Raw genomic sequence first — 17,339 nt, 5'->3', positions numbered from 1 at the left:
GATGAAAATGCAGAAAAGCGATGGCATGAATTACGCACCTCAAGGCAGTTTTAATACGGTTTGTCAGCCGGGAGAATTTGTTTTCGCAGCTGCGGCGCTGGATCATGGGCATATTTATGGGATGTGTAATGGGCTGCGGGAAGCGGGCGGAGAATTGAAATGGGTATATGACCCAGATCCAGCCAAAGTAGATAAATTCCTGAGCACATACCCAGGTGTTCGCGTGGCAAGTTCGTTGGAGGAGATTCTTGGAGATGCCGAAGTAAAGCTTGTTGCGGCTGCGGCGATTCCAAGTGATCGCGGTCCTCTAGGGCTGCGCGTCATGGATAGCGGTAAGGATTATTTCACCGATAAAGCACCGTTTACGACATTAGAGCAGCTGGAAGCGGCGAAGGCGAAGGTAGCTGAAACAGGGCAGAAATATGCGGTCTATTACAGCGAGCGTCTGCATGTCGAAAGTGCCATCTACGCGGGGCAATTAATTGAGCAGGGTGCAATCGGTCGTGTCCATCAAGTCATTGGACTAGGGCCGCATCGCATTAGTTTGTCGAGTCGACCGGATTGGTTTTTTGAGAAGGAGAAATTCGGCGGGATTCTGTGCGATATCGGAAGCCATCAGATTGAGCAGTTCCTATATTTTACAGGGGCAAAAGATGCCAAGGTTGTACACAGTAAAGTAGCGAATTACAATTATCCGCAGTATCCGAATTTCGAGGATTTCGGCGATGCGACTTTGGTCGGGGACAATGGAGCAACCGGTTATTTCCGGGTCGACTGGATGACGCCAGATGGATTAAGTACATGGGGCGATGGCCGCATGACGATTCTAGGGAGCGAGGGGTATATTGAGCTTCGCAAATATGTCGATATTGCCAGAGAGCAGACGAGTAATCATGTGTACCTTGTGAACAAGGATGGGGAGCAGCATTTCGCTGTTAGTGGTCAAGTCGGTTTCCCATACTTCGGCCAGCTGATCCTGGATTGCTTAAACCGCACAGAAGTGGCGATGACGCAGGAGCATACGTTCAAAGCAGCAGAATTGTGCCTTATTGCACAGCGCGATGCGATGATTATTACGACTGCCGAGTAAGCGATGCATCGTGACGCTTCTGGAGTTGCTTGCGATATTGGTGCGGTGTCAGGCCGATGTGGCTTTTGAACATTTTGCAAAAATAAGAGCAATTCGTTACACCAATCGCCTCGCCAATACGAGAGACAGCCTGATCGGTTGACGTCAGCAGCTTCACGGCTTGCTGCAACCGCCGAGCGGTCACATAGTCGGAAATGCTGATACCGGTGCATTCGGTGAACAAATGGGACAAGTGGTAGGGAGACAGGTGCAGGTCTGCTGACATCGTCTCCAATCGCAGCGGCTCGGTATAATGCTCCTCCAGCCAACTAAGGATGCGCTCGGCTTGATGAGATTTGCGTGTTGAACCGGCATGGCTCTGGCCATCGCGCTGCTCCCACAGTGGCATGAAGCTGCGGAAGAAAGCTACGAGGAAGAGAGAGTACTCCTCGAGCTCATCTTGTTTGTCTATAGAAGGCAGCTTTCTCTCTAAGCTTTGGAAAAGCGAATGAAACAGCTCGCTCTCACTGAGCCCGTACATGCAGGGCGCATGCAGCTTGCTTGTATGAATATGCTTGAAAAAAGCCAATAATTTCGGCCAATGCTTGAAGTAGTCCTCATATAGGAACGGCTCAAAATGAACGATAGAACGCACGAATGGCTTCTCTGGATCCATCTGAATATGGTGCAACTGATATGGTTGAAAGACACATAGCATACCTGAAGTCACTTCATAGCTCTTCTGATCAACAATAAGCGTGCCATGACCTTCGTGAATGATCAGGATTTCAATGCCTTGATGAGCGTGGAATGTACCCTGATACTGTTCGGTTCCAATGGTTTGTCGCCGATAGGTAAAATAAAGCGGGATAACGTTCAAACCGATACTTTGAACATAGGACATCAGGGTCACTTCCTCTCCAACAAGTAGGATGAATTGCAGGTGTTCGTTACAGCCAAAGTATACAGGAATGAGGATTGAATCGGCAAGGCGAACAATGATTAGAAAGCTCTCAAATCCATGAGTGTAGCTGGGTTTGGGAGCTTTTTTATGTGCACAATGTGAGGGAGGGGAACCAGGATACACTATTTCGTGATTTTAGGGTGTTTGGGATCGCGAAGGGAACCAGGGTCCGCTATTCTGCTACTTGGGGAGGAAATCCCCCGCAAAAAGCAGAAATAGTGCACTGATGTTCCTCTTCATGCGTTAAACCATGCTTTCGAGACTAAATAGCGCACTGACGTTCCCTTTTGAGCTCTGGTGGCTGAGGGAATTGTGGTATTCAGATATCGCGTAATAAGTCCATGACATCCGTCATGGGCTTATTTTGTCGTGCGGGACGTACGGGCCTCGACCTCGCGATCGCGAAGTGGATCGTGGAGAGGCACGGCGGTGAGATTACCCCGGCTAGCGTGCTGGGGCAGGGAACGAAGATGATGCTTCGTTTCCCAGTGCTGCAGCGGAGGGGTTAGCGTTGGACAGCCGATTTGTGGATCGGCTGTTTTTGTTGCGCTCCAGAACTTAAATATTCTGGGCTTTGGGGTTAGGCGTTTCTCTGGTGCTCGAAACATTGCTCCGCAGCTTGAGCTGGGATGCTGATTGAGTTGCTTCAACAAGCGAAAAAACGCAATTGACACGATGAATCATAGTGGGTGCATCGTTCTTGCAAGAAATGGTATCAGTCTAATGGTTTGCTTTCAAATCATTGAAAGTCATGAAGGAATGATTCAGCTGGCTAGCAAGGTTGTCAGGGGGACTACTTTCACAATTCCATTACCTGTATTAAGGGAATAGCATTAGGAGTGGGTTTAATGAAATTTAGCTCAGTTCCCCTAGGTTTAATTATGGGTTTTTGTTTGTCCTAATCGGACGTAATTTATACATATTTCTCCCCCGAATGGGGGATTTTTTTGTCGAAAAATTAGGAATATAGTTATTCCGATACGAATTATGTCGTTGAAATGTAGCTGCTCATATAGTAAGTAGCTATTCAAAGTATAGGGGGAAAATGATGAGGAATATATTAGTCAAAAAAGTGCTGTCCATACTCGTTATGGCATGCCTATTATTTTCGTCAGTTGGTGTTGCATTTGGGGCGACTACAACGGGGAAATCATCAGATATTCAGGGGCACTGGGCAGCAAGTCCTATTTCTGCATGGATCGATAAAGGGTTCATTAAAGGGTATGATGACGGTAACTTTAAGCCAGATAACCAAATTACTAGAGCCGAATTTATTACATTAATCAATCGCTCATTTGGACTTATAGAAACAACGGATATCGCATTCCGCGATGTGCCATCAGATCATTGGGCGCATGCCGAAGTAGCCAAAGCTGTTAAAGCTGGCTATATCAGTGGTTATGCAGATGGAACAGTTGGTATTAATAAACCAATTAGTCGTCAAGAAGTGGCGGTAATTGTAAGCCGATTATTAAAGTTAGATGTAACCGCTTCTGCAGCTACCTTTTTAGATAATAGTCAGATCGCAAGCTGGAGCAAGGACGCCATTGATAAGGTTGTCGCTTCACAAATCATGACGGGGTATGAAGCGGATCATAGCTTTAAACCAGAGGCACCTATTACTCGCGCAGAGGCGGTTGTTACATTAGATCGTGCTCAAGCAACACAAACGGTGTCCTATCAATCAGCAGGTACGTACGGTCCGGAAACGGGTGTAGAAACGATTAATAAAAATGTAATCGTGAATGTAGCCGGTGTCACACTTCGGAATATGGTCATTCATGGTGATTTACTATTGGCAGAAGGTATTGGCAATGGCGATGCGTTCCTTGAGAATGTTAAGGTTACAGGTAAAGTTACTGTTCAAGGCGGTGGCGAGAATAGTATTCACTTTGATAACTCAGTACTTGTAGACATTATCATTGATAAGAAGTCTGGTACAGGTACAGTTCGTATCGTCTCCGAAGGAACAACAACAATTGCTTTAGTAAGTGTCAATTCCCCAGCTATTCTTAAAGAGACCAACTCAACAGGCGGTGGGTTTGGCAATGTCAACATTAGCTCATCACTTTCAGCTGGCTCCAAGGTGACTTTGGCTGGTTCCTTTAATACGGTAAATGTGAGCTCACAGCAACTACAAATTGATATGCCCGAGGGTTCGATTGAGAAAATGAATGCAAAATCGACATCAACAGGGATGGTACTTAACCTTAACAGTGGTGCGAAAATCAATGACCTTGTCCTAGATGCTGTTATTAAGATGCTAGGTAAAGGTACGATTGTTGTAGCAACGATGAATATAGGTGGTTCTACGTTCGAGACACCTCCAACCAAAACCGATACATCAACGCCTGCACCAACGTCAACACCGGCACCAACGTCAACACCGGCACCAACGTCAACACCGGCACCGACGTCAACACCAGCACCGACATCAACACCAGCACCAACGTCAACACCGGCACCGACATCAACACCAGCACCAACGCCAACGCCAACGCCAGGTTTAACTGCTGATGAGGCGATTTCGGCAGCTAAGACTTTGCTTACAGCAGATACAATTCGAAATTCAAACACAGTGTTAACTGCGGTAATAACAGACCTAACCTTAGCTACAACGGGAGCAAATGGCACAACGATTGCCTGGAGTTCAGATAACACGGATGCTCTTTCCAATACTGGCGTTGTTACACGTCCTGCTTTTACAGATGTAGATGCCTTAGTTCATTTGACCGCGAACATCACCAAATCCGGCGGAACGGCGCAAACGAAACTGTTTGAAATCACGGTAACAAAGCAAGAGCAAGCGGCAGATGACGCCATTTCCTCAGCTGTGACGCTGCTTAACGCAGATACAATCCGCAATGCAAACACAGCGTTAACTATGGTAATAACAGACCTAACCTTAGCTACATCGGGGGCAAATGGTACTACGATTGCCTGGAGTTCAAGTAACACGGATGTTCTTTCCAATACTGGCGTTGTCACACGTCCTGCTTATACGGATGGTAACAGTGTCGTTCATTTGACTGCAACGATCACCAAATCTAGCGGAACACCGCAGACGAAAGATTTCAATATAACTGTTCTAAAGGATACAACAGAGAAAGATGGGCGATTACTTGCGCTACACTTAAGTGATGTAACTTTTAGCGTGGCATTTTCACCAGATATTACGGGTTATAAGGCAACTGTACCGTTTAACGTAACGAGTACAACAATAACTGCTACACCAATGAATCCTGGTGCGTCTATCCATTTAAATTATGAAAATGATACGAAGCAGTTAGAAGTAGGATCAAATGAAGTACAAGTTTATGTGAATTATGCAGATCGGTCTTATTATGATATTTACTCTGTTCAAGTGCGGAGATTGGCTGATAATGCAGTGGCACAAGCAGAGGCTATTGCAACAATTGAAGCTTACCATGGGGAAGATATTAATTTGATTGATGTTTTAAATACGGCAACTGGAAGAAATACGGCTATTGCTATTAATTTAGCTTTTTATCGTGATGCTATTCTCGCTGCGGCGACAGGTGATCTAGATACAGCCGAAGAGATTGAGTCGATGATTGATGAAGTCAATGATGCGAATGAAGTGCCGCCGGCTGATAAAAGTGATTTAACTTCAGCTATCGGTGAGGCAACCACATTGCTGGGTACTCATTCAATTGGCAGTCAAGTAGGGAACGTTTCGCAAGAAGCGTACGATGCCTATAATCTTGCTATCGCTGGAGCATCAGCCGTTCACGCAGCATCTAGTGCAACACAGGAAGAGGTAGATAACGCTATTTCAGCACTAGCGATAGCAACTAGTAGTTATCAAAGTGCTATTATTGTTCCCATTCCTACGTTTACGTTAGATGGCAGTCTATCTAACTATATGCCGATGATCACGATTGCAAATGTAGTGGTTGGTAATCAAATCACGGTCTACGATACAGATGGCACGACTGAGATTGGTTCCGGTCAGGCTACACAAACAACGCTCACGCTTGCAATTGATTCATTAACAGTGGGCACGCACACGATAAAAGTAAAATCCGCAAATCAATCTGGAAGTTCGGGCGTCTATTCGGCGGGAGCGAGTTATCTCGTCCAACCGATTGCAATTTTGCCAACAAATCGGATTTCGGAAAGCCAAGCACATATCGCCACGCTAGCGACAAATGGTCAAGTCTATACGTGGGGTGGTAACTATGGTGGGCAAATTGGAGACGGTACGACGAAACCTCGAACACAAATATTTGCAGTGCCAAACCTGCCTGCTAACATCATTGGCGTACAAGCGGGTGAAGGATACACGGCGGTCGTAACAGCTGACGGCCATATTTGGAAATGGGGCTACTATGATTTAACTAGTCCTAAAATAATTGCTGGCATTGACCATGTCGTTTCTATTTCTGCAGAAGGAACCAATATTTTTGCTTTGAAAAGCGATGGTACTGTGTGGAAATTTCCTGCATATGGAACTCCCGCTCAAGTTCCGGGCTTAGATCATGTAATTGCTGTTCGAGGTGAATGGTCTGACGTAGGAATTGCCTTAAAAGCGGATGGAACTGTCTGGGCTTGGGGAACTAACGATAATGGACAACTTGGTGATGGGACTAGGGTAGATAAACCTGTGCCAGTTCAAGTTGAAGGACTACCTTTGATCATTGATATCAAAAATGGGAACCAACATACCGTGGCGTTAAGTGTAACGGGCGCTGTTTATACGTGGGGGTTCAATACGATGGGGCAAATTGGGAATGGAACCGATCAAAACAACCAATTAGTGCCTTATGAGGTGACAGACTTATCTAACATTACGCAAATTGGTGCTGGGAATTACTATTCTTTTGCCATAGATGGCCAAGGCAGAATGTATGCTTGGGGTTACAATGAAAATTCATCTTTAGGTGTAAATGCGGATGGTGGTAACCGAAATACACCTACCTTAATGACAACTAGCTTAAACAATGTGATCGCGATAACTGGTGGAGAAGGAAGCACAGGTGTTGCGTTACAGTCTAATGGTGATCTTTGGACATGGGGATCATCTTCGGATGGCCGTCTCGGAAGTGGGGAAGTCTCCGGTCGTAATACACCAGGCAAGGTTTCTAACTTCAATCTATTTAATGATCCAATGACACCATTAGCAGTAGCGGTATCTGGTGTTACGGAAGGTGCCTTTTATAAAGATGCAGGATCTTTAAACCCAATTTGGGTAGATGCGCCGAACACATCCAGCACAGCAACATTAAATACGAACGGGCAGGGTGAAATCGCCTATACGAAGGGGACTTCTTTAACGGCAGAAGGCAGCTATACGTTGAAGATAACCACTACATCGCTCAGTAACCCTAGTTTAAATGTAAACCAATATATACGCTTTAATATCGATCGAACAGCTCCGAACGTTTCAATCGTTGGACCTACTAGCATCGCTCTATCTAATTTTGTACAGGTCAGGGCATCAAGCAATGAGATTGCTGAACTGTATATGGTATTAAAGTCAGAAACCATAACGGATCTGAACAGTATTAAAACAGCCGCCGGAAACAAGGTAGGAGCTGTTTCTGCAGCGAATGCAACTGGCTATATTTACATGTTTAATGGGTCTGCAGGCACCTATGTAGTGTACGCAGTCGATGCAGCAGGAAACATATCGGCACCATCAGCAGATATTGAGATCGTGAATGCAGTGTAGTAAAGGTAATACTAGTTTTATGCATGAGATTAAGGGAGGTTGCCATTCTAGTAGAACGTTTACTAGAATGGCAGCCTCTTGCCGATTAGGAGACGCTTATGTTCTCAAATCGAAACGAGAAGGCATTTTGAATAAAATGTCGAATTAAATAAAACATTGTCGAATGGCGGAAGAAAATACGTATCTCTTAGAGGTAGAAGGTGATCCAACGAGTATGAACATAGTTAAAGACTTTCTACTACAATTCGCGTTTATTGCAACGTTAGTATTTACTTTCCAAACGTTCTTTGCGGCGAAGTCTGAGCGTAATAGGCAGCACATTAAAGTGATTCAAGCTGTGCTATTGGCGGTTGCTATTGTTCTATGTATGTCTTTTCCTGCTTACATTACGGATAATATTCGATTAGATATCCGAATTGTTCCATTATTGTTAGGGACGCTGTATGCGGGTTGGCGGACAGGGGTTTTCTTATCCGTTACGATCATCTTATATCGACTATACTTAGGAACGGATTTGGGCCTATTTACGACCATTTTAACCCTTGTTGTTAGCATGCCAGTTATTCTCTTCTCTCAGAAGTCCTTCCTCCTTGGTAAGAAAAAAAGAAGAATACAGCTAGCGCTGCTTCTTTCCATCACCTATTGTCTTGTAGGCTTAGCTTTGGGGTCTATCATTAGAGGTGTATCCATTAAAATTCTCCTGATCAATCTTATCTATGTCTGTATCGCCACATTGGCTGTCTGGATATTCACTTCTTTAAACGAAACGATTAAGGAAATACTCTCAAAGAATCAGCAGCTGCAAACAGCCGCAAAAGACGCAGAAATCTCCTTTTTACGTTCCCAAATCAACCCCCATTTCTTGTACAACTCCTTGAATTCTATTGCCGCATTATGCACCGACGAGCCCCAGAAAGCGGAATCATTAACGCTAGATCTTGCACAATATCTAAAAAATAGTTTTAACTTTAAACATATGGATACCTTCACAACCATTGAAAGTGAACTGGAATTAATTAAAGCTTATTTAAATATTGAGAAGGCGCGTTTTGGCACTAGATTAGATGTGGAATATGACGTGGATGCTCAAGTAGATGTGTGTATTCCGCCTCTTAGTCTTCAACCATTGGTAGAAAATGCAATAAAGCACGGTTTAATGACTACCTTGCAAGGGGGAACTGTGAAGATATCGATTAAAAAAGAAGCGGATGACGTTGTTCGTTTTGCGGTAACAGACAATGGGAGTGGTATGTCGACAAGCACGCAGGAGCAAATATGGCATGTGGAGGTAGATAAACAAGGTGCTGGCATTGGGTTACGGAACTTAAGTCAGCGCCTTGAGCTTCTTTATGGGCAACGTATTCGCATTGAAAGCACCGAAGGTATAGGCACCAAAGTTTTCTTCGATATCCCCGTACAACCTTTGAAGCCGATTGGAGGTTAAAACATGCTTCGTGCTATTATCGTGGACGATGAAGAATTATCGTTAAAACGTATGAAAGGGTTACTCATGGAGAGCGGTGAAGTAGACGATTGTCATGTGTTTATGAATCCGTTGGAAGCGTATGAGTTTATAAAAATGAACCCTATTGATATCATTTTTCTCGATATTAATATGCCGGGTATCAATGGTATGCGATTTGCAAACCTAGTATTTGATCTCCACGCATCTATTCATGTGGTCTTCGTAACGGGATACGACCATTACGCCGTTCAAGCTTTTGAAAAGGATGCATTGGATTATTTGATGAAACCCGTTTCCGCGGAAAGGTTATCCAAAACTTGGGGTAAAATTAGAAAGGGACAAAAAGTTTCATCCACAACGCCAAGTATAGAGAGCTTTACTACACCCAAAATGGTGAAGGTGTCACCACACCCACATGTGATGCTTACGGACCGAGAGATGAGAATTCTTCGATTAGTGACCGAAGGACTGACAAATAAGGAAATAGGCACTCAGATGAACATCACGGCGGAAACGGTCAAGTCACACATGAAGAATATGTATAGAAAGCTAGATGTTAATAGCCGGATACAAGCGATACAGCGTGCTACGGAACTAAAGATATTGGGATGATGTACCTGTATAGATGAATATGGCTACTCAGTTGTAAAGTGGAGTAGTTTACTTATTAACAAAATGATAAAATAATAGCCGTTAATTCATCATGTATCCCCCAAGGAGAGAGCATGTTCACACGTAAATGGATATATGTTTTTACAGTTATGACCTTCTTCATTGCTTTTATGATTAATTATTTGTACCCATTTTCTGGTTTGTGGATGCTATTTCTCCCGCCTATGTTTGGCATCGTGGTGTTATTCCCTCAATGGTTAATCTGTCATACATGCAGTCTGATCATGCCAGTCATTCGAATCATAACGCAACACTATGCATTTGATGGAGCCATTCCGATTGATTTTTTACAACGACTAGTTTCCACTTCCATTGTGGCATGGATAATCATCATTATTTTTACCTATTATAATATTCGATTGAATGAAGCTTTAAGTAAACTAAGCATGCTTTCTGTAACAGATAATCTGACACAGACATATAACCGTAGATATCTTGAGACATTTCACAAAGAATTATTGGTAAAGTCGCACAAGGATGAGGATTTCTTTTTTTGCATGGCACTACTTGATATCGATTATTTTAAAAAGATAAATGATACATATGGACATAGTACGGGTGATATTGTTTTGCAAAAGGTCACTCGAACCGTTAAAAACTATCTGAAGCCATCAGATGTGCTCATTCGATTGGGCGGAGAAGAGTTTGCTATTATTTTCCCTAATATGACCCTTAAAGAGGGGGTAGAATTGGCTAACGACATTCGTGTCCAAATTCAAGAGAGCGAAATTCATGTCGACTTTGCTTCATTTCATATCACAGTAAGTATGGGAATTGTCAACTCACAGAGCGAACCTTTAGAGCATCTCCTAGAACGGGCAGATAAAGCTTTATATCTTGCTAAATCACAAGGCAGAAATCTTGTAATCGCTGTATGAGGCTTTCTCAGGGAGGAGGAATTACCATGTATGAATACAAGTATGTCGAAACGACACTCGGTGGATTTTTCAGTTCGGCGAAGCATCGCGAAACCATTGATGAACACGCCCAAGAGGGATGGCGATTAGTGCAGGTGCTGCCAACTAATTATAACGGTCATGGGAAACCGATGGCTTATGAAATTATTTTTGAGCGGAAACTTGAATAATGCGCCACTTATCCGCAATAACCCCCTTCTCAAGACAAGGGGGTTTATGATACACTCAACTTGTCTGACAACCTGATAAGTTAACGAAAGAAAGTGGGGCTTCTCCTTATGAAGGTTTCCTTATTTATTACGTGTCTAAGTGATGCACTATATCCGAAGGTTGGCGAGGCAATTGCACGTCTGCTCGGGCATTATGGTGTGCTATTAGAATTGCCGACGGTGCAAACGTGCTGCGGTCAGCCTGCCTACAACAGCGGCTACTGGGATGAGGCGCGCGCAACTGCGAAGACGATTCTTACCGCATTTGAAGATAGTGATTTTGTGATTTCGCCATCGGGCTCATGCACGTATATGATTCATCACTATCCGAATTTATTTAAGGATGAACCGGAGTGGTTGGAGAAAGCTACACAGCTTCAGAACAAAACGTATGAATTTACACAGTTCCTTGTCAATGTGCTAAACATCGAAGACTTGGGCGCTGTGTTTCCACATAAAGTAACGTATCATCCGTCCTGCCACGGAAGCAGACTGCTCGGCGTGAAGTCAGAGCCGCTTGCACTACTCCAAGGCGTCAAAGATTTGGAGCTCGTGCCGCTTCCTTTTGCAGAAGATTGCTGTGGATTCGGTGGTACTTTTGCAGTGAAGATGGCCGATATCTCTGGTGCGATGGTGCAGGAGAAGGTCGATCATGTGAAGGAAACCGAGGCTGAGGTGCTGGTCGGTCTGGATTTGGCTTGTTTGATGAATATTGCGGGCAATTTGCGCTATCGGAATGAGCCGGTGAGGGTGATGCATCTGGCTGAGCTGCTATATGAAGGGGTGAAGCGAGCATGAGTCACACGACGAGTAAGTCAACAGTTAAGGAGCGGGCAGACCTCGCATTGAACGACGAGTTTCTGCGCAAAGCGGTCAAGTTTACGACGGAGCGCCTTCGCGGCGGTAAATTGAAAGCAGCAGCTGATCACGGCAATTGGGACGATTGGCGCGAACGCGGCAGACAGATTCGCTTGCATACGATCGCGCATTTGGACTATTACTTAACGACGTTTGCGAACAATGCGAGAGCGAATGGGGTTCATGTGCATTTTGCTGATACGGATGTCGAGGCTGTTCAAATTTCCCTGGAAATCGCAGCTGCCAAACAAGCCAAAACGGTCGTCAAATCCAAGTCGATGGTGACCGAGGAACTGCATTTGAACAAGGCGCTTGCCTCCATTGGTGTTGAAGCGATTGAGACAGATCTAGGTGAGTACATCATTCAGTTGGCGGATGAAACACCGTCCCATATTATCATTCCAGCGATTCATAAAAATAGATATCAAATTGCCGACCTGCTTTCAAAAGATGCTGGGGAGACGTTGGCTCCCGACACGACGATTCTGGCTGGCTATGTTCGCAAGAAATTAAGAGAGAAATTCCTAGAAGCGGATATTGGAATGACGGGCTGCAATTTTGCCATTGCGGAGAGCGGATCGATGGTTTTGTTCGAAAATGAAGGCAACGCCCGCATGGTCACGACGGTGCCCAAGACGCAAATCACGCTCATGGGGATGGAGCGTATTATCCCGACGTGGGCGGATCTTGAGGTCATGGCGACCTTGCTCCCACGTTCAGCAACTGGGCAAAAGCTAACCGTATACATGTCCGGCATCACAGGTCCAAGAAGAGACGCAGATGCGGATGGGCCGGAAGAGATGCATATCATCATCGTCGATAACGGGCGCTCGCAGCAACTTGGCGATCCCGAGTTCCAAGAGCTGCTTAACTGCATCCGCTGCGGTGCTTGTTTGAACGCGTGCCCGGTGTACCGCCACATCGGCGGTCATGCCTACGGGGGCACGTATAGTGGGCCAATCGGCGCGGTGCTTACGCCCGCGCTCAAGAAAAACGTGGCGGAATGGGATGACATCGCCAATGCTTCAAGTCTTTGCGGTGCCTGCTATGAAGCATGCCCGGTAAAGATTCCGCTGCACGACATGCTCGTGTCGCTGCGCCGCCGCAAGGTCGAAAGTGGCCACGGGGATAAGATCGAGGCTGCGGGGATGAAGGGCTTTGCTGCGCTGATGGGGAATTCGAAGCGTATGAACGCCGTGCTCAAGCTGGGCCGCATTGGCCAAAAGCTCGTTGTGCGCGACGGTGGCATTCGCCTCAAGGTCGGACCGCTCAAAGGGTGGAACTCCTACCGCGTGACGCCAAGTCTGCCGAAGGCATCCTTCCGAGATGGCTGGAAAACACTCGAGCAAGAAATTCGCCATGGGCTTACAGAGGCCGATCCTGCTATTCAAGCAAGATTAGCGGAAGCACTGGCTGCACGAGGCAAAAAGGGAGGACATCATCATGGCTAAACGCGACATAACACCAGAGTGGCAGGAGAAATTAACGAAGCTAGACCAGCACTCGCTGGCTGAGCAGGAGCGTTTCATCCAAGGCATCGCCCAGAAGTTGGGGCGTGCCCGGGTAACGGAGAAGCCTGCGCATCCTTACCAGGGCGCTTCGGATAGCTGGAAAGCGTTCGACTGGTCCCCGGAAGAACGCATTGAGAACTTCACGGCCAACTTCCATGCCGCAGGCGGGCACGTCGTCCGAGTACCTTCGATGGAAGCGGCGAAGGCAACTATCCAAGAACTCGTGGGCACGTTAAGTGTCAAACGAATTATCCATCAGGATCAAGCGGAATTATATGCGCTGGAACTAGACGAAGCTCTGCCAGACGTCGACCTCTCGATCTGGAATACCGATGAGGACACCAACTGGAAGGCCAGTGCAGCGAACGCTGATATGGGAATTGTCCTTGCGGATCATGCAGCGGCTTACACTGGCTCTCTAACTGTGTTATCATCGAAAGAAAAGGGCCGCTCGGTGAGCTTGCTCCCAACAGCATTAATCGTCCTGTTGCCGATTGAGCGTTTGAAAACGAGACTAGGCGAGATTCTCGCCCCACTCGATCAGATAGCAAGGAAAGATCTACCTGCCGGCATTCACTTCATCTCAGGTCCGAGCCGTTCGGCGGATATTGAGAACGATTTGACAATCGGAGTTCACGGTCCAGGGATTGTGCACGTGCTACTTATCGGATAGAAGAGGTATTCCTATGGAAGTTACGAAGCTGCAGAAACAGAATCACTATGATGAGATCGCTCAGCAAATCAAAGAGATGATTATTCAGGGTCAGTTGAAGATGGGCGATAAGCTTCCTTCTACCAAAGAGCTCTCCGAGCGCTTCGGCGTCGGCCGTTCCACGATGCGGGAAGCCCTCAGCGCCTTGAAGGCGATGGGCCTCATTGAGATTCGGCAAGGCGGTGCTTGCCGTGTTATCCGGCAGGCGCCGGCGGAGGTTTCTTTGCCCGAGTGGACATCGCTGCGGATGAATCGCACGACGCTTCTGGAGCTCATGGAAGTGCGGCAATCACTGGAGATTTCGATCGCATCCATTGCTGCACGGAAACGAACGGTTGAGGATTTAGCGCAGCTGGAGCGCATCATGCAAGACATGGGGAGCTCCGTAGGTAATGATTCAGAGGGGGAAAGAACGGACCTCGGATTTCATCAGTTGCTCGTTCAAGCGACGCATAATAGCATAATGGAGCAAACCTTTGACTCCATCCGCAACGCGATGGAAATGATGATTCGCGATATCCGACGCGCGGAATTGTATGCGAATCAGGAAGTAGCGGTCCAGCTTCTGAAGGAGCATAGAGTCATCTATGAGGCAATCGTCAGCGGAGATCCGGTGCTGGCGTCCGAGGCGATGCGTGAGCATTTGGAGCATGTGGAGAGTATTTTAATCAAATATATATGAATAACTAGAGGGCTTCCCACAACTCGATGAGGTGATGGGAAGCCCTCTTTTTTCATATATGAGTGGGCATGCAGGTGGAATTAGTCGATGAAACCGACTAACTCGGGAGAACCAGAGGCCCTGTAGGTCGAGTTAGTCGATGAAACCGACTAACCCGGAAGAAGCAGAGGCCCTGCAGGAGGAGTTAGTCCATGAAACCGACTAACTCGGAAGAATCAGAGGCCCTGCAGGTGGAGTTAGTCGATGAAACCGACTAACTCGGGAGAACCAGAGGCCCTGCAGGAGGAGTTAGTCGATGAAACCGACTAACTCGGGAGAATCAGAGGCCCTGTAGGTGGAATTAGTCGATGAAACCGACTAATTCCAGGCGAGGCTCCAATGCCGCCAACCACTCTTTTTAATGCACCAATCCCGTCCCCTCAATTTTCACATGTGTCTCGACCTCGAATTTAACCTTTGGATAAACGGACTGCCAATAGACCCAATCCTTCTCTTTGCCAAAATACTGAGCCAAATAATGAAGACCGAAGCCATAGGGATCAACCTTGGCATCTCGGATTTTGTAGAGGAGACCCTCTACAGTTTGGTTGACATGCTGTTCAAGCTGCGGTTGTACTTTGTGAGTGTCCAAACCCAAGACGCCTTGTTCAATCATACCAGTCAGGTTGAGTTTCAGTTTGACGACGGGTACAGCCTCTTTGGTTATCGAAATTTGCTTCGAGACACGTGCTACATAGAAGCTCAATGGCTCTCCATCATAGGTGATCGTAATTCCGGCCTTGCTGAACTCATTCGCACTCAAATTATAGACTTGAGTCTCATGCGGGTCGAGAACGATACATTGATTCTTTTTATTAAGCAGAGCAAGGTGCTCAACGACGTAAGAATCACCATCGAAGCTAATGATTGGAAAATAAGGATCTAGCCCCTTTTCCTTGAAACGGCGGAAGCAGTCAAACAATAGCTCGGTCACTGTATAAGGAGAAACCGTTCCCTCTTTACCGAAGGTGAGAAAAAAAGAGTTTCCAGCAAGTCTCTCAGTTGTTGGGTTCGCTTCAAGAAGCTTGCGTGCACTAGGTTCAGCAACAGCTGTATAAGAAATCAGTTGAATGTCACGTCTTCGCGTAAGCCAATTCAAGGGTTCTTCGAGGGATTCCTTTGTTAAGCTAGCGCCAAAAAGGAACATCCGGCAATGGCCAAAATCAAGCTCTTTATCGACATGAGCTTTAAGATTTCTAACGGCCTCCGCAATGCTCTTGGCTTCTTGATATTCGATCTGGCTCTCTGCCAGCCCCTCACCAACTTTAGAAGCAGGAATGGCAAGCCGCAAAGTGACGAGATAAGGTTTATCCTCCTTGCCTGTCCAATCAACACCCATGGCGACGACAAAGAAACGCTTGTCGATATCTTTAAAGCTGCAACCGCCAAGACATGTACAGATAAGTACAAGGGAAATACATCTGAGAAATGTTTTCATAGGCGTACCTGTTCCTTTTTTTGCTTCCATACGAAATAAAGCATCAAGAAAAGGAAATAGATTTCAATGAAAAATCGAAGGACTAGCCAGCTTTCAGAAAAGTATTGATTTCGCTCCAGATTGACAATACGCATGAACAGGAGTGCAAGTAAGCCAATGCCCACGCCAAGCCAGACGTTCAGCCAAGGAACAGGGTCTTCTTCAACTTCAATTGCGCCATTGATGGAGTAGCGAAGCAACATGATGGTTGTATGCCAGGTATTCATGACGAACAGTAGCGATAACCCTGTGAAGAGGAGCAGGAAGACGAACAAGACACGGTTAATAAACCCGTATTCCGTCACCATGGAATCAGCGGTCATACTCCATAGGTACACATAATTTTCAACCCCAACCGTACCATGAAAACCGATAGGCACAAAAAAAGTAACCAGCAAGAATAATATGCCAAACAGCGGCACGATCCAGCGAAAATGGAATTTAAAACCCACAGTATACAGTCGATTAAAAATAAGGAGGCTGAGATAGCCAGAGAACAGAAAGGTGGCCGCAGCAACCGTCATGAAAGAAGGAGGTTTATTGACGTAACCAGCTACATAACGAATCGCATCCCAGTTAATGTTTTTATTGAAAATGGCTTTCATGATAAACAAAATGAGCAATGGTGAACTAAGTATGACCATAATTTCATGAATGAATTGGACAGTACGTGTAGATCGGCTGCATGCCCATACGGCCGCGGTTGTCATAAGAAGCAGGTTCAGAAAGGGGTTAATGTCGGGGTAAAAGAACATACGAACCGTTTCTGAATAAGCATAGATCACGATAATTCCAGCTGGTAACCAAAGGCACAGTGCGGCAAATAAGATATTGATTTGACTAAACCAACGTGGTGTATACCGATCACATATTTCTGGGAAGCCAAGTCCTGGAAACCGTTCGAAGCAAGCCATAGTGCCAAGCGAGAGGATGGAGCCAATAACCATTGCGACCAGCATGCCAGAAACGGCGCCATTGAACCGATCTCGAATCAGCAGAGAGGGGACAAACATCATGATATTAATCAGGCCTACATAGAGCACATGATAGTAGGTATATCGCGACATGA

At 46.0% G+C, this 17,339-nt stretch carries 14 protein-coding genes; 11 read left to right on the top strand and 3 right to left on the bottom strand.

All coding sequences use genetic code 11. The annotated features are described in order from the left end of the window. Positions 1–7 precede the first annotated feature (7 nt). Positions 8–1,090 carry a Gfo/Idh/MocA family protein gene (locus tag HQN88_RS17385; RefSeq protein ID WP_173114738.1) on the top strand — a complete coding sequence of 361 codons (1,083 nt, stop codon included), beginning with the start codon at positions 8–10 and terminating at the stop codon, positions 1,088–1,090. Here HQN88_RS17385 and HQN88_RS17380 read toward each other — a convergent pair. After that, a complete protein-coding gene (locus HQN88_RS17380) occupies positions 1,074–1,973 on the bottom strand; it encodes an AraC family transcriptional regulator (protein ID WP_173114592.1) in 900 nt (299 codons plus the stop codon). The genes HQN88_RS17385 and HQN88_RS17380 overlap by 17 nt on opposite strands. Before the next feature lie 401 nt (positions 1,974–2,374). On the opposite strand from HQN88_RS17380, the gene HQN88_RS38420 reads away from it, so the two are divergent. From HQN88_RS38420 to HQN88_RS17335, 10 genes are all read left to right on the top strand, one after another. Beyond that, on the top strand, positions 2,375–2,542 hold the full coding sequence (locus HQN88_RS38420; RefSeq protein ID WP_337995198.1) for an ATP-binding protein: 168 nt from the start codon (positions 2,375–2,377) through the stop codon (positions 2,540–2,542). 539 nt (positions 2,543–3,081) lie between these two features. Continuing rightward, a complete protein-coding gene (locus HQN88_RS17375; RefSeq protein ID WP_173114589.1) occupies positions 3,082–7,728 on the top strand; it encodes an RCC1 domain-containing protein in 4,647 nt (1,548 codons plus the stop codon). 214 nt (positions 7,729–7,942) lie between these two features. Continuing rightward, positions 7,943–9,172 (top strand): sensor histidine kinase, encoded by a 1,230-nt coding sequence (locus tag HQN88_RS17370; RefSeq protein ID WP_173114586.1) that lies wholly within the window; start codon positions 7,943–7,945, stop codon positions 9,170–9,172. Between the two features lie 3 nt (positions 9,173–9,175). Continuing rightward, positions 9,176–9,805, top strand: coding sequence for a response regulator transcription factor (locus HQN88_RS17365; protein ID WP_173114583.1), 630 nt, complete (start codon positions 9,176–9,178; stop codon positions 9,803–9,805). Positions 9,806–9,918: 113 nt separating this feature from the next. Then, complete coding sequence (locus HQN88_RS17360) at positions 9,919–10,743, top strand: GGDEF domain-containing protein (protein WP_173114580.1); 825 nt, start codon at positions 9,919–9,921, stop codon at positions 10,741–10,743. 26 nt (positions 10,744–10,769) lie between these two features. After that, the gene (locus HQN88_RS17355) at positions 10,770–10,952 is read left to right on the top strand and encodes a DUF4177 domain-containing protein (protein WP_173114577.1); all 183 of its coding nucleotides are present in this window, start codon (positions 10,770–10,772) and stop codon (positions 10,950–10,952) included. Positions 10,953–11,060: 108 nt separating this feature from the next. Next, positions 11,061–11,789, top strand: a complete 729-nt coding sequence (locus HQN88_RS17350) for a (Fe-S)-binding protein (RefSeq protein ID WP_173114574.1) — start codon at positions 11,061–11,063, stop codon at positions 11,787–11,789. Continuing rightward, positions 11,786–13,300, top strand: coding sequence for a LutB/LldF family L-lactate oxidation iron-sulfur protein (locus tag HQN88_RS17345; protein WP_173114571.1), 1,515 nt, complete (start codon positions 11,786–11,788; stop codon positions 13,298–13,300). Before HQN88_RS17350 ends, HQN88_RS17345 begins: the two co-directional genes overlap by 4 nt. Further along, positions 13,293–14,033: a LutC/YkgG family protein gene (locus HQN88_RS17340; protein WP_173114568.1), complete on the top strand. Its 741-nt coding sequence runs from the start codon at positions 13,293–13,295 to the stop codon at positions 14,031–14,033. The genes HQN88_RS17345 and HQN88_RS17340 overlap by 8 nt, the downstream gene beginning before the upstream one ends. A 13-nt stretch (positions 14,034–14,046) precedes the next feature. Continuing rightward, complete coding sequence (locus tag HQN88_RS17335) at positions 14,047–14,754, top strand: FadR/GntR family transcriptional regulator (RefSeq protein ID WP_173114566.1); 708 nt, start codon at positions 14,047–14,049, stop codon at positions 14,752–14,754. Between the two features lie 397 nt (positions 14,755–15,151). Here the strand turns inward: HQN88_RS17335 and HQN88_RS17330 are convergent, their stop codons facing one another. Both HQN88_RS17330 and HQN88_RS17325 read right to left on the bottom strand, forming a co-directional pair. Continuing rightward, positions 15,152–16,231, bottom strand: a complete 1,080-nt coding sequence (locus HQN88_RS17330) for a Ger(x)C family spore germination protein (RefSeq protein ID WP_173114564.1) — start codon at positions 16,229–16,231, stop codon at positions 15,152–15,154. Then, positions 16,228–17,337 carry a hypothetical protein gene (locus HQN88_RS17325; protein WP_173114562.1) on the bottom strand — a complete coding sequence of 370 codons (1,110 nt, stop codon included), beginning with the start codon at positions 17,335–17,337 and terminating at the stop codon, positions 16,228–16,230. The genes HQN88_RS17330 and HQN88_RS17325 overlap by 4 nt, the downstream gene beginning before the upstream one ends. Positions 17,338–17,339 lie beyond the last annotated feature (2 nt).

The organism is Paenibacillus qinlingensis (assembly GCF_013204845.1).
Classification (GTDB): domain Bacteria; phylum Bacillota; class Bacilli; order Paenibacillales; family NBRC-103111; genus Paenibacillus_E; species Paenibacillus_E qinlingensis.
The sequence above is the reverse complement of the archived record's forward strand: the minus strand, read 5'-3'. Positions and strand labels throughout refer to the sequence as shown.